This window comes from Pseudomonas sp. 05N433, assembly GCF_056396925.1.
In genome coordinates, this window is sequence record NZ_JBFTML010000078.1 from 1 (window position 1) to 18,663 (window position 18,663).

Below are 18,663 nucleotides of genomic sequence, written 5' to 3' on the forward strand. Positions count from 1 at the left end.
GTATTGGCATCGCTGCTGCCGGCATCGATGCTGGCAAGGTCGATGGTCATCCTGGCGTGGGCCGCCGTGGGGTTTGCCGTGTCGAAATCGAGCGTGGCGTCGAATTTGCCGAAGGTGCCGTACACCCTGGAGCCGAACTGGTTATAGGTGAAGGAGATCTTGCTGGCGGTGGTGTTGACCCGGGTGTATTCAACGGCTTGGGCACAGGGCAAGACGCCGATCGTGAGGATGGCGAGCAATGCGGCTAAACGCGGGAATCGAAGAGACATGGAATTCTCCGGGTGGAATGCCCTTCAGGGATTGAAGTGCAGCACCCGTGTGGCTGCGATAGCTGGACTTAAGCAAATATTCGAGGGTTATTCCAGCCCAGCAGAGCCCCTGCTCCTCAAAAGCCCGGCCCCACGGGTCTTTGGACTCGCCGGAAAGCCCGATGTGCCTAAAGTTGTGCTCTTGGCCGCCGACTCCCTTTTACTAACTCCTCTTACGAAGGACCGTAAAGTAGTGAACCTACAGCGTGAAATTGACGAGGTTTACGAAAGAAAAGCCTTCGAACGGCCACTGTTCTATTCCTACCCGGGAGGTTTGCGATTCAGCCTTTCCGAAAAGGGAACTGCCATTGAACAGTTTCTCCTGGCGCTTCAAAAAGCACGGTGCATTTGCGAGGACATATTCTCCGAGGAAGGATCGCTCGTTGTCTGTCTTCGTGTTCGTTCCGGAGCAAATCCATTTGCACACCGACCTGTTCTAGCGGAGCTTCGGGCGGCCGGTATCAAGATCCCCTCGAATCATTCCCGATGGCTTAACCCCATTCATCCGGACAATTGGTTTAATGAACATGAAGAAGAGCATTGGGTAAATGTCGCCTTTCATGCCCCATTGTCGCTACTTCAGAACTTTCTATGGTGTGCATTGGCGAAGGACATTGGAGACATTCGGCCCCGCCCGTTTTGTGACATCTACTTTTTCAACCTGAACCTGCAGGTTATGGCATTTCCCTACGATGATCGCGGCATGGATGTCGTCGGACCGAACAGGACTGCCCTGGCGCAGCTGTATCAGAAACATCAGCATTTTTTACTAACCCATGATCGACCAGTGATGGATGAGGTATTCGGAGTCCAGGAACCCCATTGTAGATAACGCTGACAACGACGCCTGGACTCCAAAAAATTTGGGCTCGATGGGGCGTGAAACAACCCGAACTGCTCTTCGATAAAGGAAAGTGCAATGCCACCACTGATATGGGACCCGTTTGACCTTTTCAACGTACTTGGGGTTGCTCCTTCTGAAGGAGAGTCCGGGATCTCGCACCAGTACATCGTCGAACAGGGCGCTGTCAGACTGCAATTGACCATTTGGCAATTTGATTGCGATGTTGAAGTCCAGCTGTGGGCGGCTCCGCTACCAAACCCAATAGTGCGGTACTCAATGCTCGATTGCCCGGGTATACGCGTCGTTAACGATAAACGTGGTCGTTTTTTAGAGTTCGCTGCGTCTAATACCTTCTCGGGTCGCTACGACGGCTATTCAGTCATTCCTTATGGTTTAAGACTCTGGATTGATCCGCAAATTTTTCTTGAGCCATTCACCTACTCGTGATTGGTGCTCCCACGTCTTTACCCAGCCTGCCATTACTGGATAATGGCCCCCTGCCACAACCAGGCTCTGACCTTGATTTCTCAAGGTTTTATATTGCTACAGCCTGACAGTCACCTTCAAGGACGGACGATCGGCTACGGAACAAGGAATCAGCACCGTGATATCCCAGCAAGACTCAGCAATACCGCTTACCCGCACTCAGAAATTCACCTCGTTGATCACCCGCGGCATGGCAGGCCTCAGCGTCGTGCTGGGCGCCATGTGGGCGTTAATCACCTATGCCGTGCCGGACCCGAGCGTGTTCGGTTTCAGCTTCATCAGCTGGAAAAACGTGGTCCTGCTGGTGAGTGCATTTATATTTCTGGGAGCCGTTTCAATCGGCTGGCAGATTCGTAATTTCACGCCGATGCTCCGCGGCGCGTTGCAGTTTTTCATGATCGCCGGCTTGTCTTTCGGCTTCTTCATCCTAGGCACCGAATACGCCAAGCCCTCTTTCGAGTTCGCCAAACTGCAAGCCAAAATAGTCGAAAACGAAGGCAACAACCTGCTCGGCAAACGCATGGAAGTGCTGGATAACATTCGCATCGAACTGGAGGGTTGCGAGAACATCGGCCGTCTGCCCACCTGCACTTTTGAACTGACCAATCTGAACGTAGACCGCAGCTTTCGCTTCGACGACGGCACCCGGCTATTCGACGAGTCTGGCGGTCCACTGAAGTTCGAGTCGATCCGGGTGGGCCAGGTCGAGGACAACGCCTGGCTGCGCTTTCAGCTGATTCGCAACGTACCTACACGCGTTACGCTGATCTTCCAGCAGAGCAACAGCAAACTCAGCAAAACACCAGCGATCAAGTTGGTGTTTCGAGATGGGAATGATGAGACGCTTACCGTCAAATTCAGTGAGATTGTAATGCGCTAGTTGTTGGAATAAAGGCTCTCTACCGACCACTACGGCGCAGGCACATACTCTTCGGTAATAACGAGACTATGTATAAGCCCCAACCACCCACTTCACTTTCTCCAGCGCCTCCCTAAGCGCCCCCATCTCCACGGAGCCCAGCGCCAGGCGAAACGCATGCGGAACGTTGGCCGAAGTGGCAAAGGGTTCTGCGGTTGAAACCGAGACGTTTTCCCGCATCAACGCCATGGCGATCTGGTCGGCCCGTGCGTCTTCCGACAATGGCAGCCAAAGAAAATACGACGAGGGGTGGCGAATACAGCGCAGCCCCGCCAGTACCTCGCCGGCCACGATTTGCCGGGCCTGCGCGTCCCGGCGCTTTTCGGCTTCCAGTTGCATGACGGTGCCGTCGTCAAGCCAGGTGGTGGCAATCGCCGTCATCACACCCGGGGTATTCCAGGTGGTCGCTTTGATTGTGCGTTCCAGCGCGGGCACGTTCTGCAGGGGGGCGGCGACGAAGCCGACGCGCAGTCCAGTGGCCACGCTTTTGGAGAGCCCTGACACATAAATCGTCCTCTCGGGGGCGAGTACCGCCAGCGGCGCGGGTGGATTTTCGGCGAGGAAGGCGTAAGCGGCGTCTTCTATGATCAGCAACCCATGCTGGCGCGCAATCGTCACCAGGTATTCCCTTTGCTCGGCACTCATCACCCAGCCCAGCGGATTGTGCAGGGTCGGCATCGTGTACACAGCCCGCACGCGTCGATGCCGGCACAGGCTTTCCAGCGCTTGCAGATCCGGCCCGTGATCGAGCACCGGAATGGGCACGATTTCAAGGTGCAGTGTGTCGGCCAGGGCCTTGAACCCCGGGTAGGTCAACGCGTCCGCGGCAATCACGTCACCAGGTTGCAACAGCGCCATCATCGTCACCGCCAGCCCTTGCTGGGCGCCGGTGACGATCAGCACTTGCTCAGCCTCGACCGTCAGCCCTCGAACGCGTAGATGGCGCGCCACAGCGGCGCGCTCATGGGGTCGCCCGGCGTGAGGCTGGTAGCGCAGCAACGCTTCCAGATCACCGGCCGAGGCGAGTTGGCGCAGGGCATTGCGCAACAGTTCTGCCTGCCCGGGAAGCGCCGGATAGTTGAAGTTCAGGTCGGTCATGCCGGCGGCAACGCTGTGTTGATCGATAGCCAGGTTGGGCGACCACGAGGTTTCCCTGACGAACGTCCCCCGCCCCGTCTCCCCGCTGACCAGGCCCATGGCTTCCAGCTCCGCATAGACCCGGCTTGCCGTCACCAGGGCCAGGCCTTCCGTGGTCGCCAACTGGCGGTGAGTCGGCAAGCGTGTGCCCGGCAACAGGCGCCCTGAGCGAATATCCGCGGCAAACGTATCCACCAGTGATTTGTAGCGGGAACGAGGCATGAGCAGATGTATCCATGACAATATTTTGATTGTATTGAGTTTCGTCCATACGATGCCTTCCATGCAACCTGAGCATGAAGGGGATCCAGAATGGAACGCACATCGAACCTGCAACAGCACACCACGGAAAAGACCGCGAGCGGATGGCTCAACGGGTTCATCGGCGTGCTCATCTTCAGCGGCTCGCTGCCGGCGACACGGGTGGCCGTTCTACAGTTCGACCCGGTCTTCCTGACGGTCGCCCGGGCCAGTATCGCTGCCCTTGTGGCGCTGTGCTTGCTGTTGCTGTTCAAGGAAAAACGCCCGGCCAGGTATCAGCTGCTCTCCCTGGCCATCGTGGCCCTGGGCGTTGTATTAGGGTTTCCGCTGTTGACCGCACTGGCGCTGCAATATGTAACGTCTGCGCACTCCATCGTCTTCGTTGGCCTGTTGCCGCTCGCCACCGCAGCGTTCGGGGTCTGGCGCGGCGGCGAGCGGCCCCGGCCGGTGTTCTGGTTCTTCTCGGTGCTGGGCAGCCTGCTGGTGGTGGGGTTTGCCGTCTCCCAAGGCCTGACGGCCTCTCCTGCGGGAGACATTCTGATGTTGCTGGCGATCCTGGCGTGTGGGTTGGGCTATGCCGAAGGTGCGAAGCTTTCCAAGACTCTGGGAGGCTGGCAGGTGATTTCCTGGGCGCTGGTGCTGTCGCTGCCCGTCATGGCGCCGTTGACCTGGTTGCTGGCCCCGCCTTCGCTCTCGGCAATTACCCCGCCTGCGTGGTTGAGCCTGGCTTACGTCTCGCTGTTCAGCATGTTGATTGGCTTTGTGTTCTGGTACCGCGGGCTGGCTCAGGGCGGGATTGCCGCCGTCGGCCAGCTTCAGTTGCTGCAGCCGTTTTTCGGCTTGGCACTGGCTGCCACGTTGCTGCATGAGCAGGTCAGCCTTGCCATGCTGGGGGTGACCGTGGCGGTGATTCTTTGCGTGGCCGGGGCACGAAAGTTCTCGAAATAGACGGCTCGCGTGGCGAAACGAATCGGCCAGGGGCTTTTTTAGAGCCCCTTTTCTATAGTGGCCAGAGCACTAAAGAGGCCCCGTCAGCTCCACGCTGTCGCGGTACTCCGGCACCGAGACCGACCAGCCCAGCTCCAGGCTGATGCGCCGGCGCAATACATCCGAGGCATTGGGTTCGCCATGTACCACATAGGTGTGTTTCGGTGGCCGCTTGAAGCCGCGCAGCCACAGCATGATTTCATCGCAGTCGGCGTGTGCGGACAGGGTTTCCATCGGCACCACTTCGGCGCGGATCGGCACGTCTTTGCCGTGAATACGTACCGACGGGGCGCCTGCGATGATCTGCGCACCGCGGGTGCCGCCCGCCTGAAAGCCCGGCACCAGCAGCGTATTGAGCGGGTTGGGCGCCAGCGCCTTGAGGTGGTGCAGCACCCGCCCGCCAGTGGCCATGCCGCTGGCGGCGATGATCACCGCGGGTGTGCGCTGCTGGTCCAGCTCGATGGAATCTCTGGTTGAGCGCACAAAACGCGTGACACGGCACATGCCTTCGCACTCTTCCAGGGACAACCGGTGTTCACTGCGAAAGCGCTGGTACAAGCGTGTGACGTCGGTGGCCATGGGGCTGTTGAGGTAGATCGGCAGGTCGGGAATCGCGCGTTTTTGTTGCAAGCGATACAGGTGATACATCAGCAATTGCGCGCGACCGACCGCGAACGATGGCACCAGCGTGATGCCATGGCGCAGCGCGGTACGGGTGATGACCTCGGCCAGTTGATCCTCCGGGGATTCGTCGGGATGCCGACGGTCACCATAGGTCGACTCCACCAGCAGATAATCGGCCTGCTCGATTGTCTCCGGGGCAAACATCAATGGATCGTTCGGCCGCCCCAAATCCCCGGAAAACACCAGGGTCATGCCATCGGCGACGACCTCCACGGTCGCTGCGCCCAGAATATGCCCGGCTCCGCGCAACAGAATGCTCATCCCCGGGACAATGTCGACCCGGTGGTGCAACTGCACCGGCCGCAGCAATTTCAATGCCCGCTCGGCGTCTTGCTCGGTGTACAGCGGCAAGGCCGGAGAGTGTTTGGAGAAGCCATGGCGATTGGCGAACTCGGCCTCTTCTTCCTGCAAGCGGCCGCTGTCGCACAGCAGGATTTTCACCAATTCACAGGTGGCTGGCGTGGCATATACAGGGCCGCGATAGCCGTTGCGCACCAACACTGGCAGGTAGCCGCTGTGATCCAGATGAGCGTGGGTCAGCACAATGGCTTCGAGGTCGCGAACCGGCAACTGGAACGGGTCCCAGTTGTGCAAGCGCAGTTGTTTATAGCCCTGGAACAGACCGCAATCGATCAGCACATGCTGGTCGCGATGTTCCAGCAAGTACTTGCTACCCGTGACCGTGCCCGCAGCACCGAGAAATGTCATTCGCATGGCCGTTTCCTTGAGCATTCATGGAGCACTATTGATCGCTCCTTTGCGCTTGTGGGCAGTTGATTTTTATCAATCGAGGTCACACTGGTTCATCTTCTTTGTCGAGCCGCGGCAATGGTTTGATGATCGTCAGGCTGCAAGGCGACCGGTTCAATACGCTTTCCGCCGTACTGCCGATGAACATATYGATCCCGCGATGGTAGGTCGTTCCCAGCACCACCATGTCGAAGGCATGTTGYTGCGCGAAATGGGCAATGACCTTGGGAGGGATGCCAGGCAGCAGATGGCGCCGTTGTTTCTCGACTCCGTAGCGTTCGGCAAGCGCTTCAAAGGCCTCCAACTGGGCATCGTTGACGGCGTCTTCCAAACTGCCATCGAGAGTCGCCGTCGGCACATTCACTTGCGCCTCCCCCAGCTCCGACCAGCCGCTGACATTGAGCAGGTGCAAGGTGGCGCCGCAAGATTCGGCCAGGCTCGAAGCCAGGTCGAGAATCCGGTCATTGAGCCCTTGGGTCAGTTCTTCCAGATGGGACAAATCGATGGTCGCCAGTATGCTCAACGGCTTGGGATTTGTGGCATCGATGACCAGGTGCAAGGGCGCTGGACAGTCGCGCAGCAACTGCCAGTCCAGCGGACGATGGAAGGCGCGATCGAGGGCTGATACGCGGTGGGTGTCCTTGATCACCAAGTCTGCATGGAAGTCATTCACGTACTCCAGCAGATGCGCCAGGGTCGGTCTGGCCCACACCACTTCAGTGCTCACTTGCACGCCTTCGCGTCGTTGAAACCGGGCTTGCTGCTCCAGCCATTGACGATGTACCTGCAAGTAACCTTCCCGCGCCTGGGCCATGGCGTCGTGGTCAAACAGGCCGGCCGCCGCCAGCGCCTGGACATAATCGAAAGCGACAATGTGCAGCATCGCACCGGTTGCACAGGCCAGGGCCCGCGCCCGATCGAACGCCGGGGTGCGGACCATTTCGGTCGGGGCAATCAATAGCAAACGTTGAATTTTCACCCTCACCCACCTCATCTGGATAGCTTCAGGTTGTGGCTCAAGTATCGGGGGGCTCTCGCCATGCGGCTCTGATTTTTATCAACTAATGGCCGGCCAGCGATCGGCTTACTGCGCGACGCTCGAACCCGGCTGCCTGACCGCCAGAATGCTGCCCGGTACCGAGTACAACGCCCGCTCGGTGTTGCTGCCAATCAACCGGTCGATCCCCACGCGATGCACAGTGCCCATCACCACCACATCCGCCAGGTATTGCTCGACAAACTCACTGATGACCGGCACCGGCAGGCCCATGACAAAGTGCCGACGCTCGGGAGGAACACCGTAGCGATCCGCCAGGGTGATAAACGCCCGGTGCAGGGATTCGCGCAGCTCCTCGACGAAGTCCATGCCCCAGCCACCGGCGATCAACGGCGCATCGCCATTGAACGCCGGCGACAAGTCGTAGGCGTACAGCAGGTGCAGCGGTGCATCGCATTGCAGCGCCAGTGCGTTGGCCGTCTGGATGATGGTGTCGTTCAGGCCACTGATTTGCGTCGCAGGATCGAACGGGTCCACGGCGGCCACGACCCGGTGCGGCAACCCGTAACGGATCTGATTGACCAGGTGCACGGGGATCGTGCATTCGCGCAGCAGATGGCAATCGAGCGGAGTGATGAACACCCGTTTGAGCGCCGGTTCCAGGGTGACATCCTTGATCAGCAGGTCGGGCTTAAGGTCTTCGATTGTCTTCAAAATATCCAGCAGCGGATGGGTGGTGAAGACCGCTTCAACCGTTACGTCCACGCCCTGCCCGCTGAGCCGCTCGACCTCGTCGGCCACCCAACGATGACAGTGGCGCAGATAACGCTGATACCCCGCCTCGTCGATTTTTTCTTCCCATAAATGAACAATCGGTGCCGGATCGACAAAGGCCCGCACATCCAGCGCGGCCCCGCTCGCCTTGGCCAGCGCGACGGCCCGGAGCAAGGCAGGAGACTGATGCAGGGTTCGGTCGGCGATCAGCAACAAACGTTGATATTGACCCATCACACACCTCCGCTCGAAACCGGGCCTTACCCGCCGGCATGGGCCAAGACTGCGCCCGTTGCCCCCTCCCCGAGGTTGATTTACATCAAATACCCGCAAATGAACGCCCTCGTGACGGGTGTCTGATCCAGATCAGATTCAAGGGCTGCCAGTGGCGTAGAAAGGAATCAACCGCGTGATGGGTGAATACGCACCGACCTTTCAAACAAGATGGAGGATCATCCATGCTCACTGTCAAAGACCACAATGATCGGGCCGCGGCGGCCTATGCCGCAGTCGCCGGAAAATACTGGATCGAAGCGCTCAAGGACGGCCGCCATGTGCTGATCCGGCCACTGCTGGAAAAGGACCGCGAACTTGAATACGCCTTCATCAAGCGCCTGTCGCCCGAGTCCCGGCACATGCGTTTTCTCGCGCAGATCAACGAGCCCGGCGCCGCCATGCTCGATCAGTTGATGGACACCGATAACAAACAGCGCATGGCTTACATTGCGCTGGTTCACGAAAACGGCAAATTGATCGAAATCGGCATCAGCCGCTACGCCGCCACGTCGGAACATGAGTGTGAGTGCGCGGTGACAGTCGCCGATGAATGGCAGCATCTGGGCCTCGGCACCGCCTTGATGGAGCATCTGATCAAGGCCGCCCGCAGAAACGGCTTTAATCAGATGTATTCGATCGATGCTGCAAGCAATACCCCCATGCGCGACCTGGCCAAAGCCATGGGTTTCGAGCGGCACAATGACCCCAACGACAGCCGCCAGGTCATCCATCGTCTGTATATGTCATAAAAGCCGATTGCCCCACGACGTACCGGCCAACGGTCCGCCGTGGGGCAAGTCTACGTTCAGGGTTACAACGACCTGTCGGGTTTGATCGCCAGCACACTGCAAGGGGCTCGGTGCAAGAGCTGTTCGGCAGTGGTCCCCAATAGCTTGTTCAACCCCGAGTGCTGCACCGTCCCCATCACAATGACATCGGTGTGATGGTCCTCGACGAACTTGCAAATACTCGGCACTGGCGCACCTTCGATGAAGTGCCGACGCTGCGACGGCACGCCGTGACGCTCGGCCAGTGCCGTGAACGCCTGGTGTTGCGCCGTGCCCATGGCTTCATAAAGACCGGAGGCCAACGGGAGTGCGCCAACGCCCATGTCCAGGGCATACACGGCTGTCCAGTCATACGCATGCACCAACTCGATCTGCGCCTCACACTGTTCAGCCAGCTTGGTGGCGGCGTCGATAATCTGGTCATTGAACACCAGGTCCTGCTCTTCGCTGCGCAGCACATCGACGATGGCCAGCACGTTACGTGGCCGCGCGTTCCGGGCGTTGGTCACCAGATGCACCGGCACCGGGCAATCGCGCAACAACTGCCAGTCCAGCGGAGTGAAAAACACCCGTTTCAACGCCGACTCTTCCTGGGCGTCCTTGATGATCAGACTCAGCGACATCTCGTTGACGAATTGCAGGATCTCCTCGTAAGGGTGCTGTACCCACACCACCTCGCTGGTGACCTCGACGCCGTGCTTGCTTATCAAATGGGCTTGCTCGGCAAGCCATTGCCGATGGGTTTGCAAATAGCCTTCCCGGGCCTGGGCAATTTGCTCGGGGGCGAACAGGCCGGCGACGGCCAAGGCCTGCAAGTAATCGAATGCCACGATGTGCAGCGGCGATTGCATCGCGCGGGCCAACGCGGCGGCCCGGTCGAACGCCGGAGTACGGGTCATGGAATGGGGGGCGATCAACAGTAAACGCTGAGTCTGCGACATGGGACACCTCGGCACGCGGCCATCTCGATGCAATGAGTAGAACCCTAGAGTGATCGCGGCAGATTCGGGCGACTTGATCTTTGTCAGCTACAGCGCTCGGATGCCCGTTAATGCAGCAACATGCCCACCCACATCGCCAACGTCAGCAAGACCTGGCCGGGAATGACATACGCGGCGAACCGTCGCCCACCGCTGACCCAGGCCACCAGGCATTTGCTCAGGGAGTTACTGCTGATGGCAACCAGCGTGGGCCCGGCAATGGCGTCGAACGGCAACAGTCCGGCCTTGGCCAGGGCGCCAATGGACGCCGTCGAAGAATGGGCATCGGCGAAACCGGTGAGCGTCGTCGTGACCATCACGCCCACTTCGCCAAAGTGATTGAGCACCATCGAAGACACAAAGGTAACGCCGGTCATGGTCAGTGCGATGACCAACGCCAGCTTGAGGTTGAACGCACCGCCGACCTTGACCGGCTGATTGTCGCCACTCGCAGGTTTGGGCAACATCAGGCTCAAGCCATACAGCGCCGTGGCGGCGGCACCCAACAACAGCGGCCCCCACATGTAGCGCAATAGACCGATGTCGACCGCCCCCAGGATCAGGCCGACCTGAATGATGGTCGCCAGGTTGGACAGCATCGCTGCCGCACTCAAGACTTTGATGTTGCCTGGCTCCTTGGCGACAAGGTGCCCCATCGCGGCGATGGTCGCGATGCTGGAAGCAAACCCGGAGGCGATGGCGCTGACCACATAGCCGTAACGGGCACCCAGAGTACGAACGGCAATATGCCCGACCGCCCCGACGGCCATCAGCAACACCGTCAGGGTGCAAATGGTGCGCAGATTGATGGCGGCATAGGGGCCGATAAAGCGATCCGGCGCCAATGGCAACACCACCAGGGCGGCGACCAACAGCACCAGACCGTCGCGCATCTCCCCTTCAGTCAATTGGCTGCGCGCAAAATGATGCAGTTTTTGGCGATACGTCAGCAGCCCCGCCACCACCACGCCGATGGCGATGGCCAGTTCGGGCGCGCTGTTACACAACGCCCCCAATGCCAATACCGTGAATAACGCCACTTCACTGGTGACACCAGGGTCAGTGCCCAGGCTTCGCCAGTAAGCCACAGTGACCAGCAAGGCCACCGAAACCGCCATGATGCCCACCAGCAAACCACCACCGATTTGCATCGCCACATAACCCAGCAACGCGGTGATCGCGAACGTACGCAATCCGGCACAGGCGCGACTGTCCCCACGCCCCTTGTGCCGTTCACGTTCAAGGCCGACGAGCATGCCGATCCCCAGCGCAGCTGCCGCCCCTGTCAGGCCCAAGGTTTCGTTCATATGACTCCTGTCCGGGTAAGCCACAACCCCAAGACTGCACCGGCATGACGCAGGAGAGATTGATAGTGGTCAATGTTTTATAGATGGACCTGGCGCCCCCCGCCACACGTCGGGCCGCAAGCTGGATCACTCGCCAGATTGATAAAGATCAATCCCGTCCCCTCGGTCAGCGGCAGGATATAAATCCAGAGAACCACTGCCCAAACGCAGGGGTGTCAGTGAGTACAGGAATATCTACGATTATTGACGGGAGTTTGGTCATGTCTGAGCAATCACGCTTCATGCTGGTCGTCTCGCCCCTGATGGAAAACAGCCCCGCGTTCGACCGCGCCGCTGCGTTGGCCAAGGCCTCGGGCGCGGCCCTGCATATCGTCGCCTTCGATTACCTGCAAGGGCTGGCAACGGCGAGCATGGTCAACGAACAAGCGCTGGAGGAGATGCGGCTGGGGTATGTCGAGCGCCATCGGCAATGGCTCGAAGAACAGGCCCGCCCCTTGCGTAAAATCGGGGTGCCCGTCACCACGGAGGTGATCTGGGTTGAACGACCTTTGCAGGAAATCCTCATTCATCTCAAAGAACAGCCGATGGCGGTACTGATCAAGGCACTGGAATACGAGTCGCTGCTGTCACGCATCATGTTCACGCCCCTGGATATCCATTTGCTGCGCGAATGCCCGGTACCGCTGCATTTTGTCAGCCACGTGAAGCACGCGCTGCCGCGCAAAATCGTCGCCGCGGTCGATCCCTTCCATAGCAATACCCAGTACAAGGATTTCAACGACAGGATTTTGCGCGAGGCCTCGAAACTGGCCAGCACCTGTAACGCTCAGCTCGACGTGATCTACGCCCACGATCTTTCATCCCTCAGTGCGGACGAGTTCGATTTCGACAGTAGCTCAGCGCTGTTTTCCCCAGGCAAAGCCAAGACACTGTTTGATGCTCAGGCCGATGCCTTCCGTGAACTGGCCGAGCGCAATGGTATTGCGCCAGAGCAACAGCACATGATCATGGGCAACCCGACCAAGGTTCTTACCCAATACGCCGATGCCTACGACATCGACGTGCTTGTCATGGGCCGGGTCGGCCACCGGGGCGTGGGTCGACTGGTGGGCAGCACGGTGGAGCATCTGCTGTACAAAATGCCGTGCAGTGTCTGGGTGGTTTCACCTGAGGAACTGTAGAGGGCTGTTTCGCACCTGGCCTACCAACCTTTCAGACAAAGGACATCACCATGAACGACTTGAGTCTGCGTCAGAGCATTATGGATGAGCTTGAATTCCAGCCTGAGATCGATGCCGCCAACATCGGTGTGACCGTGGACAATGGCGTCGTCACGCTCACCGGGCACGTTAAGAGCTACGCGCAAAAAGTCAGCGCGGAACGCGCGGTAAAAAGCATAAAAGGGGTACGGGCCGTGGCCGAAGAAATTCAGGTCAGGCCGATGAAAAGCGCGGGCACGGCGGACGACGCCATTGCCTCCCGCGCCTTGAATATCCTCACCTGGAGCTCCGACATTCCCGAACAGGACATCAAAGTCATCGTGCAGAAAGGGTGGATCACCCTTGAAGGCGAAGTGGACTGGCAGTACCAGAAAGAAACCGCCGAGATGGCCGTGCGCAAGCTGTCGGGAGTGGTAGGTGTGGACAATCGGCTCACCCTTCGCCCGCAGGTGAACGTGGAGGATATCCAGCGTCGTATCGAAGAAGCCCTCAAGCGCAATGCCGAAGTCGATGCCCAGGAAATTCACGTCAAGGTCGAAGGCGATGTGGTGAAGCTGGAAGGCAAGGTTCATTTGTGGCGCGAACGTAAGATCGCCGAACGTGCCGCCTGGTCAGTACCGGGGGTGAGGCAAGTGGATGATCATCTGCGCATTGCCTGAGTCAATGAGCCCGGGGAACCTGTAATTCCCCGGGATACCAAGCACTTGCGACGGGCCAACGGTTCTCCGTTTGTCGATTGCTTCCGGCGATCTTCCGAACGGAATCCGTGCCCTGGCGCACAACACCTATGCTTTATATATAACCCCCATGGCGCCATTGACATGACCGAAGTCCGCCTGCTTCAGGGTCAACACCTCAAGGCTGCCTGTTCCAATTGCAGTGTATTAGAGTTTTGCCTGCCTTTTGGTCTCGACAAACTGGAACTCGAGCGCCTGGACAAGCTGATTTTGCAACGGTTCAAGGTCAGGAAAGGCGCCCCCCTCTACCGCGCAGGCGATCCCTTGCACTTGCTGTATGCGATCCGTATTGGCTCATTCAAGACCAGCGTGCTGTCGCTCGATGGCCGCGAGCAGGTCACCGGCTTCCAGTTGCCCGGCGAGATGCTCGGCCTGGACGCCATTAGCGCCGAAGAGCACACCTGCAATGCATTTGCTCTGGAGGACAGTGAAGTCTGTCCCATCCATTTTTCTCAGCTGGAAAAACTCGCCCGGGAGCTGCCGGCACTGCAACACAACCTGAACAGGTTTCTGAGCCRTGAAATCGTCCGCGATCACGATCTGCTGATGATGTTGGGCAACATGAACTCGGATGAGCGTCTGGCCGCCTTTCTGCTGAACCTGTCGCTACGCTTGAGCATGCGTGGCTACTCATCCAGCGAATTCATACTCAAGATGCGGCGCGACGAAATAGGCTCCTACCTGGGGTTGCGCCTGGAAACCATCTGCCGGGGTATCGCCCATCTGCGGGAACAGGAGCTGGTGGAAATAGCCGGTCGTGAGGTCAAGGTGCTGAACATGCACGGGCTCAAGCAGCTGGTCGCCGGTTGCCATTCGGTGGCCCTCCACTGACGCTGTATGGCTTTTCAACGCTTATCAAGGTAACGAAACAACTCTTCCTCCTGATCGAAGTGCAGCCGCACGAGGGTATCCAGGCGGATCAACTGATGCTGGATCTCATCGACAGAAGCTGTTGCAGGGTCGGCACTGAAATCCGTGCTCATGCGCGCCAGCAAATGGATCAGGCGAAAGATCTCGCGGTGGACGTGGCTCATCGCCGACATGGGGTCCTCGCCGGGCAGGCTTTGCGTCAACAGCGGATACAGGTTTTTTTCGTCGTCCCGTTCATGGCGGGCCAGTGATTCCTGCAGGTTTTTTACCAGCGCCAGCAAGTCGCTCTGCGCTTGCTCGAGTGGGCGCTGGGCGAAGTCGCTTGCCAGTTGATGCAGATCGCTGAGTACCGAAGCGAGCTGGTCGTGTTCGTCTTGCAGATGATCGATATGCTCGGCGGCCAGCTTGCGTTGGCGCAAACCCGGTAACGGCCCCAATGCACGCAAGGCATTGAAGATGATCACCACGTCGATGCCCTCCTGCACCACGGCACCGACCAGCGGTGGCAAGTAGCCGAAGGCGGCTACCCCCATGGCCAGCACCGACATGCCCATGCCGGCCAATACACCTTGACGGGCGATGTGGCGGGTCTGACGGGCGATGTCCAACGCCTCGACCAGACGATCCAGACGATCCACCAGCAGCACCACACCCGCTGCTTGCGCGGACGCCGTGGCACCGCTCGCCCCCATGGCCACCCCGACATTGGCCGCCGCCAGGGCGGGGGCATCGTTGATGCCATCACCGACCATCAGTGTGCTGGCGTGCTGGCAGGCATCCTGTACCGCACGCACCTTGTCCCCAGGACTCAACCCGGCACGCAACTCGTCGATCCCGGCCGACAGTGCAATCATCTCGGCGGTTTCCACGCGATCGCCCGTGAGCATGACGATCCGCTCGATGCCTCTGTTGCGCAGTCGGCGCAGGGTCAGCGGGGTTTCCCGACGCAGCTTGTCGGAGAAGATCAGCAGGCCCGCGAGAGCCCCGTCCACTTCAACGAAGCTGCCGCTGCACGCCAGGTAATCCATGCGACGCAGCATGGTGGCGGCCCAGTCGCCAACCGGTGATTCATTCTGAACAAAGGACAACGTGCCGAAACGCACCCGCAGGCCATCAATCAACCCGCAGAGCCCCGAGCCCGGGCTTTCCTCGACCGCCTGCGGCACGCTGAGCGGCAATCCACGCTGACAGGCCGCCTCGACAATGGCCTGGGAGATGGGGTGCGTCGAGGCCTGTGCCAGCGAAGCGGCCAGGCCCAGCAGACGCTGTGGATCGAGCGCTCCGTTGGTCTCGATCGACTGCAAACGGGCGTGGCCGCTGGTCAACGTGCCGGTCTTGTCGAGAAACACTTGCTTGACCTCGGCCAGCGCTTCCAGGGTGACGCCGTCCTTGATCAGGATCCCGCGCCGCGCTGCCCTGGAAATACCTGACATGATCGAAATCGGCACGGCCAGGATCAACGGGCAAGGCGTGGCCACCACCATAACCGCCAGCGCTCGCAAAGAGTCGCCACTCAGGTACCAGGCGAGGCCGGCAATCAGCAATGTCAGCGGTATGAAGAACAACGCGTAACGGTCGGCCAAACGCACAAAAGGCGCGCGCGATCGCCGTGCGGCTTCAGCCAGGCGCACGACCCCGGCGTAGGTGCTCTGCGCTGCGGTTCGAGTGGCGGCCAGCAGCATTGGCGCGCCGACATTGGTCACCCCGCTGGGCACTAGCTCTGCTTCCAGGCGGGTGACCGGCAATGACTCGCCGGTGAGTGCCGACTCGTCGAGAATCGCCGTGGGGCTGAGTAAACGGCCATCGACCGGTACCACTTCCCCCAGGCGCACAAGCAGCGTCTGATGCGGCTGGATCTGCTCGACCGGAATCTGCCGTAAATTGCCGTTCTCCTGCAGCCAGGCAACGCGTGGCGCCCGGTCGACCAGCGCACGCAGTTCGCGTTCGGCGCGTTGTTGGGTGAAGAACTCCAGGATGCGCCCCGACGCCAGCATCAAGGCAATCACCGCCGCCACCAGCGTCTGCTGAAAAAACAACGCGGCGGCAATCGACAGCAGAGCGATCAGGTCCACACCCGCCTCGCGCCGGGCCAGGCGCCTGACAATCTCGACGAGCAGCACCAGGGCCATCACCAGACTGCCCGCGGCCCAGCAAATCGAGGCCCAGTCAGACTTGTGAGCAACCTGCGCAATGCCCCCGGCCAGYAGGGTCAGGGTGGTGAGCAGCAATAAAACCGGGTCCAGCCACTTACTGAACATCGATGTGGGTTCCTCAAGAAACGCTGCGCAGCCCTCGTTGTACAAATGCCTGCGGCTCATCGCCGTCATGGGTAGAGCTTAGGTCTGGAATGCCCGGCATGTTCGCTGCGCGCTATCAATTGAAGCCTCGTCTGGCGTTAGCGCAATGGCCGCCGCGGGACAAAATCGCTGTGTGCTTTCTTTCTGATTTAAATCAAACAGCCAGGGGCCGTTCACGTAGACATTTAGAGTCAGCGTTCACACCGTCGTATCTGCGGTCAGCGCTTATTCTTTCGTTTCGTGGAGGCCTGACATGGCGACTCATCTGCACGGCACGCAACCGATTCTCCCGCCGACTGCCCCCCAACCCCTGGCCGGCAGTTGGCGACAACTGGAGCCTAAACGCCTGTCCCTGAGCCTGCTGACGGCTCTGGTGATCGGCTCGATGATCGGCAGCGGCATTTTCAGCCTGCCGCAAAACATGGCCGCCAGTGCGGGTGCCGGTGCCATCCTGATTGGCTGGCTGATCACCGGCGTCGGCATGCTGTCGCTGGCACTGGTCTATCAAACCTTGTCCAGCCGTCAGCCGACCCTGGACAACGGCGTGTTTGCCTATGCCCGGGCGTTGGGCGGTGAGTTCCTCGGCTTCAACTCCGCCTGGGGCTATTGGATCAGCGCCTGGGTCGGCAACGTCAGTTACATGGTGATTCTGTTTTCCGCGCTGAGTTTTTTCTTCCCGCTGTTTGGCGAAGGCAACAACAAAGCGGCGATTGTCGGGGCGTCCGTGGTGCTCTGGTCATTGCACTGGATGATCCTGCGGGGCATGCGCACCGCGGCCAAAGCCAACGCCCTGACCACACTGGCCAAAGTCGTGCCCTTGCTGCTGTTTATCGGGCTGGTGATCGCGGCCTTCCAGCGTAAAACCTTCATGGTCGACTTCTGGGGCTCTCCCGCACTGGGCAGCACGCTGGATCAGGTCAAAAGCACCATGCTGGTGACCGTCTGGGTGTTCATCGGGATCGAGGGTGCCAACGTGTTTTCCGCCCGAGCGGCAGAACGCGTCAATGTCGGCCGTGCCACCGTTATCGGTTTCGTCATTACCTTGTTGCTGCTGATTGCGGTGTCCCTGTTGTCGCTGGGCATTCTCGGACAACCGGAGCTGGCGACCCTGAAAAACCCTTCGATGGCGGGCGTACTTGAGGCAGTTGTCGGGCCGTGGGGCGCGATGCTGATCAGCATCGGTTTGATCATTTCAGTCGGTGGCGCCCTGCTCGCCTGGACGCTGCTGGCAGCCGAATCGATATTCACCCCGGCCAAGGAAAAGGTCATGCCGGGTACGCTCGCCATGGAGAGCACCCGTGGCGTGCCCGCCAATGCGCTGTGGATCACCAACGGCTGCATACAGCTGTTCCTGCTGCTGACGCTGTACTCGAGCGCCACTTACCTGACCCTGATTTCCCTGGCCACTTCGATGATTCTGCTGCCGTACCTGTTCAGCGGTTTGTACGCATTGAAACTGACTTTGCAGGGCCAGACCTACGCTGGCCACCGTGGCCTGCAACTGCGTGACATGGCCATTGCCTCGGTCGCCACGCTGTATTGCCTGTGGTTGCTGTATGCCGCCGGGCCTAAATACATGTTGCTCAGTGCTTTGCTCTACGCCCCCGGCTCGTTGATTTACCTGGGCACCCTGAAGGCTCGTCAGGGACAAGCGCTCAACGGCCCCGAGACGGGACTGTTGATCATTATCTGGGTGGCGGCAGCCATCGCCGGCTGGATGTTGTGGTCCGGAACACTGGCCTTGTGAGGATGTTCTTGTTTTGTCGTGGTGGGCCGCAAAACCAATGTTTCGGTTCACCTTATTCGCCAAGAGGAGAAAAGAAAATGAGCAACTCCGTGAAGAAAGTACCCGTTCATACCGAAGCGAAAACCGCTCAGCGCCCAAAGACAACTGATCTGATGCGCCCCTTCGAAAAGCTTCGGCAACAGGTCGACCATCTGTTCGAAGACTTCAGTCTTGGCTCGGGGTTGTCGCTGTTCAACCGTGGACTGTTCGATGTCGCCCCCTTGTGGGACCGGGAATTGATCGGTCAGAGCATGC

At 59.5% G+C, this 18,663-nt stretch carries 17 protein-coding genes and 1 pseudogene; 10 read left to right on the plus strand and 8 right to left on the minus strand.

Features of this window, described 5'->3' with window-relative positions; translation table 11 throughout:
- Window positions 1-269: YceI family protein (locus AC1DIS_RS27885; protein WP_477781220.1), on the minus strand; the 269-nt coding region annotated here is incomplete at its 3' end.
- On the opposite strand from AC1DIS_RS27885, the gene AC1DIS_RS27890 reads away from it, so the two are divergent.
- The 3 genes from AC1DIS_RS27890 (at window position 268) to AC1DIS_RS27900 (ending at window position 2,518) form a co-directional block, all read left to right on the plus strand.
- A complete protein-coding gene (locus AC1DIS_RS27890) occupies window positions 268-1,140 on the plus strand; it encodes a DUF3885 domain-containing protein (protein ID WP_477744291.1) in 873 nt (290 codons plus the stop codon). The two genes, AC1DIS_RS27885 and AC1DIS_RS27890, sit on opposite strands and share 2 nt — an antisense overlap.
- 87 nt (window positions 1,141-1,227) lie before the next feature.
- Window positions 1,228-1,599 carry a hypothetical protein gene (locus AC1DIS_RS27895; protein WP_018928174.1) on the plus strand — a complete coding sequence of 124 codons (372 nt, stop codon included), beginning with the start codon at window positions 1,228-1,230 and terminating at the stop codon, window positions 1,597-1,599.
- A gap of 157 nt (window positions 1,600-1,756) precedes the next feature.
- Window positions 1,757-2,518 carry a hypothetical protein gene (locus tag AC1DIS_RS27900; protein WP_018928175.1) on the plus strand — a complete coding sequence of 254 codons (762 nt, stop codon included), beginning with the start codon at window positions 1,757-1,759 and terminating at the stop codon, window positions 2,516-2,518.
- 66 nt (window positions 2,519-2,584) lie between these two features.
- Here the strand turns inward: AC1DIS_RS27900 and AC1DIS_RS27905 are convergent, their stop codons facing one another.
- Window positions 2,585-3,916, minus strand: a complete 1,332-nt coding sequence (locus tag AC1DIS_RS27905; RefSeq protein WP_477744292.1) for an aminotransferase-like domain-containing protein — start codon at window positions 3,914-3,916, stop codon at window positions 2,585-2,587.
- Between the two features lie 90 nt (window positions 3,917-4,006).
- Between AC1DIS_RS27905 and AC1DIS_RS27910 the strand changes: the two genes are divergently transcribed.
- Window positions 4,007-4,903 (plus strand): DMT family transporter, encoded by an 897-nt coding sequence (locus AC1DIS_RS27910; protein ID WP_477744293.1) that lies wholly within the window; start codon window positions 4,007-4,009, stop codon window positions 4,901-4,903.
- A 69-nt stretch (window positions 4,904-4,972) separates the two neighbouring features.
- On the opposite strand, the gene AC1DIS_RS27915 is transcribed toward AC1DIS_RS27910, so the two are convergent.
- From AC1DIS_RS27915 to AC1DIS_RS27925, 3 genes are all read right to left on the minus strand, one after another.
- Entirely contained in the window at window positions 4,973-6,340 is a 1,368-nt protein-coding gene (locus AC1DIS_RS27915; RefSeq protein ID WP_225602802.1) for an MBL fold metallo-hydrolase RNA specificity domain-containing protein, read from the minus strand.
- A gap of 79 nt (window positions 6,341-6,419) precedes the next feature.
- Complete coding sequence (locus AC1DIS_RS27920) at window positions 6,420-7,355, minus strand: universal stress protein (RefSeq protein WP_477781221.1); 936 nt, start codon at window positions 7,353-7,355, stop codon at window positions 6,420-6,422.
- A 105-nt stretch (window positions 7,356-7,460) separates the two neighbouring features.
- Window positions 7,461-8,381: a universal stress protein gene (locus tag AC1DIS_RS27925; RefSeq protein WP_477744295.1), complete on the minus strand. Its 921-nt coding sequence runs from the start codon at window positions 8,379-8,381 to the stop codon at window positions 7,461-7,463.
- A 224-nt stretch (window positions 8,382-8,605) separates the two neighbouring features.
- Here AC1DIS_RS27925 and AC1DIS_RS27930 point away from each other — a divergent pair, with 224 nt between their 5' ends.
- On the plus strand, window positions 8,606-9,172 hold the full coding sequence (locus AC1DIS_RS27930; protein ID WP_477744296.1) for an N-acetyltransferase family protein: 567 nt from the start codon (window positions 8,606-8,608) through the stop codon (window positions 9,170-9,172).
- A gap of 62 nt (window positions 9,173-9,234) precedes the next feature.
- On the opposite strand, the gene AC1DIS_RS27935 is transcribed toward AC1DIS_RS27930, so the two are convergent.
- A complete protein-coding gene (locus tag AC1DIS_RS27935; protein ID WP_018928182.1) occupies window positions 9,235-10,152 on the minus strand; it encodes a universal stress protein in 918 nt (305 codons plus the stop codon).
- A 107-nt stretch (window positions 10,153-10,259) separates the two neighbouring features.
- Window positions 10,260-11,498, minus strand: a complete 1,239-nt coding sequence (locus AC1DIS_RS27940; RefSeq protein WP_138867162.1) for an MgtC/SapB family protein — start codon at window positions 11,496-11,498, stop codon at window positions 10,260-10,262.
- Window positions 11,499-11,758: 260 nt separating this feature from the next.
- Here AC1DIS_RS27940 and AC1DIS_RS27945 point away from each other — a divergent pair, with 260 nt between their 5' ends.
- The 3 genes from AC1DIS_RS27945 to fnr all read left to right on the plus strand — a co-directional run bounded on the left by AC1DIS_RS27945 (window position 11,759) and on the right by fnr (window position 14,286).
- Window positions 11,759-12,679, plus strand: coding sequence for a universal stress protein (locus AC1DIS_RS27945; RefSeq protein WP_018928184.1), 921 nt, complete (start codon window positions 11,759-11,761; stop codon window positions 12,677-12,679).
- Window positions 12,680-12,729: 50 nt separating this feature from the next.
- Window positions 12,730-13,377: a BON domain-containing protein gene (locus tag AC1DIS_RS27950; protein ID WP_105346849.1), complete on the plus strand. Its 648-nt coding sequence runs from the start codon at window positions 12,730-12,732 to the stop codon at window positions 13,375-13,377.
- A gap of 162 nt (window positions 13,378-13,539) precedes the next feature.
- Entirely contained in the window at window positions 13,540-14,286 is a 747-nt protein-coding gene (gene fnr, locus AC1DIS_RS27955) for a fumarate/nitrate reduction transcriptional regulator Fnr (RefSeq protein WP_477781222.1), read from the plus strand.
- A gap of 14 nt (window positions 14,287-14,300) precedes the next feature.
- Here fnr and AC1DIS_RS27960 read toward each other — a convergent pair whose 3' ends face one another.
- The gene (locus AC1DIS_RS27960) at window positions 14,301-16,583 is read right to left on the minus strand and encodes a heavy metal translocating P-type ATPase (RefSeq protein WP_477744297.1); all 2,283 of its coding nucleotides are present in this window, start codon (window positions 16,581-16,583) and stop codon (window positions 14,301-14,303) included.
- 292 nt (window positions 16,584-16,875) lie between these two features.
- Between AC1DIS_RS27960 and arcD the strand changes: the two genes are divergently transcribed.
- Window positions 16,876-18,369, plus strand: coding sequence for an arginine-ornithine antiporter (arcD, locus tag AC1DIS_RS27965; protein ID WP_477744298.1), 1,494 nt, complete (start codon window positions 16,876-16,878; stop codon window positions 18,367-18,369).
- A gap of 77 nt (window positions 18,370-18,446) precedes the next feature.
- Window positions 18,447-18,663: pseudogene (locus tag AC1DIS_RS27970) on the plus strand (Hsp20/alpha crystallin family protein); the annotation flags it as partial.

Bases quoted from the DNA above. Each gene is read 5' to 3' on its own strand.
- AC1DIS_RS27950 (WP_105346849.1), top strand. From the start codon at position 12,730: ATGAACGACTTGAGTCTGCGTCAGAGCATTATGGATGAGCTTGAATTC.
- AC1DIS_RS27910 (WP_477744293.1), top strand. From the start codon at position 4,007: ATGGAACGCACATCGAACCTGCAACAGCACACCACGGAAAAGACCGCG.
- AC1DIS_RS27945 (WP_018928184.1), top strand. From the start codon at position 11,759: ATGTCTGAGCAATCACGCTTCATGCTGGTCGTCTCGCCCCTGATGGAA.
- arcD (WP_477744298.1), top strand. From the start codon at position 16,876: ATGGCGACTCATCTGCACGGCACGCAACCGATTCTCCCGCCGACTGCC.
- AC1DIS_RS27905 (WP_477744292.1), bottom strand. From the start codon at position 3,916: ATGCCTCGTTCCCGCTACAAATCACTGGTGGATACGTTTGCCGCGGAT.
- AC1DIS_RS27935 (WP_018928182.1), bottom strand. From the start codon at position 10,152: ATGTCGCAGACTCAGCGTTTACTGTTGATCGCCCCCCATTCCATGACC.
- AC1DIS_RS27895 (WP_018928174.1), top strand. From the start codon at position 1,228: ATGCCACCACTGATATGGGACCCGTTTGACCTTTTCAACGTACTTGGG.
- AC1DIS_RS27940 (WP_138867162.1), bottom strand. From the start codon at position 11,498: ATGAACGAAACCTTGGGCCTGACAGGGGCGGCAGCTGCGCTGGGGATC.
- AC1DIS_RS27925 (WP_477744295.1), bottom strand. From the start codon at position 8,381: ATGGGTCAATATCAACGTTTGTTGCTGATCGCCGACCGAACCCTGCAT.
- AC1DIS_RS27890 (WP_477744291.1), top strand. From the start codon at position 268: ATGGAATTCTCCGGGTGGAATGCCCTTCAGGGATTGAAGTGCAGCACC.
- AC1DIS_RS27930 (WP_477744296.1), top strand. From the start codon at position 8,606: ATGCTCACTGTCAAAGACCACAATGATCGGGCCGCGGCGGCCTATGCC.
- AC1DIS_RS27915 (WP_225602802.1), bottom strand. From the start codon at position 6,340: ATGCGAATGACATTTCTCGGTGCTGCGGGCACGGTCACGGGTAGCAAG.